Annotated in this window: 1 pseudogene; it reads right to left on the bottom strand. The window is 65.6% G+C overall.

Annotated elements, in window-relative coordinates:
• Positions 1-1385 (bottom strand): annotated as a pseudogene (locus tag EN750_RS34395) (thiamine pyrophosphate-dependent enzyme); the annotation flags it as partial.

Raw genomic sequence — 1385 nt, 5'->3', positions numbered from 1 at the left:
CTCCAGATGCGCCGCCATACCAAGCACCGCACCGACGGTGACGACGCCGGTGCCGCCGACGCCGTCGATGATCGCCGCCCAGCCCTGGTCGCTGAGCGGGAATTGCGCCGGCATGGGCACGCCTTCCAGCGGATCGGCTTTGCCGGCCAGGCCCTCGGCCTTGCGGATCTTGGCGCCGTGCACGGTGACGAAGGACGGGCAGAAGCCGTTGACGCAGGAGAAATCCTTGTTGCAGCTCGACTGGTCGATCTTGCGCTTGCGGCCGAATTCGGTCTCGACCGGCTGGATCGAGACGCAGTTCGACTGTACGCCGCAATCGCCGCAGCCTTCGCAGACCAGTTCGTTGATGAAGACCCGCTTGTCGGGATCGGGGAAGGTGCCGCGCTTGCGGCGGCGGCGCTTTTCGGCGGCGCAGGTCTGGTCGTAGAGCAGCACCGAAACGCCCTTGACGTCGCGCAGCTCGCGCTGGACGAGATCGAGGTCATCGCGGTGATGGATGGTGGCGCCGGCCGGGAATTCGGCCTTGCCGGCATATTTGCCGGGCTCATCTGTGACGATGGCGATGCGGTCGACGCCTTCGGCGCGCACCTGCCTGGCGATCATGTCGACGGTCAGGCCGCCTTCGTGCGGCTGGCCGCCGGTCATGGCGACGGCGTCATTGTAGAGTATCTTGTAGGTGATGTTGGCATCGCTCGACAGCGCGAAGCGGATCGCCAGCGTACCGGAATGGTTGTAGGTGCCGTCGCCGAGATTCTGGAAGATGTGCTCGCGCTTGGAGAACGGCGCCTGGCCGACCCATTGCGCGCCCTCGCCGCCCATGGCCGTGAAACCGACGGTGTTGCGGTCCATCCACAGCGCCATGAAGTGGCAGCCGATGCCGGCCGCGGCGATAGAGCCGTCCGGCACCTTGGTGGACGAATTATGCGGGCAACCGGAACAGAAGAACGGTGTGCGCGAGCCGATGTCGGTGGCCTCGGTGAGCATTGCCTGGAACTGGCGCAGCTTCGCCACCCGCGCCGAAATCTCTTCGGACGGGCCGATGGTCCTGACGATCCTCTCGCCAAGCGCAATGGCGATCTCGTTGGGATCGAGCGCGCCCTTGGCCGGAAACAGCCAGTCGCCGCGCTCGTCCTTCTTGCCGATAATGACCGGTTGGGTGGCAGTGCCATAAAGGCTTTCGCGCAGCTGCACTTCGATCAGCGAGCGCTTCTCCTCGACGACGACAATGGTGTCGAGGCCGCGGGCGAAATCGGCGATGTGATGCAGGTCGAGCGGCCAGGGGCAGCCGACCTTGAACAGCCGCACGCCGATGCGGTTGGCGGCCGCCTCGTCGATGCCGATGTCCTCCAGCGCCTGACGGACATCGAGATAGCTCTTGCCCAGCG

Source organism: Mesorhizobium sp. M7A.F.Ca.ET.027.03.2.1, from assembly GCF_003999175.1.
GTDB lineage: Bacteria > Pseudomonadota > Alphaproteobacteria > Rhizobiales > Rhizobiaceae > Mesorhizobium.
This window is presented reverse-complemented; position numbering and strand designations above follow the sequence as displayed.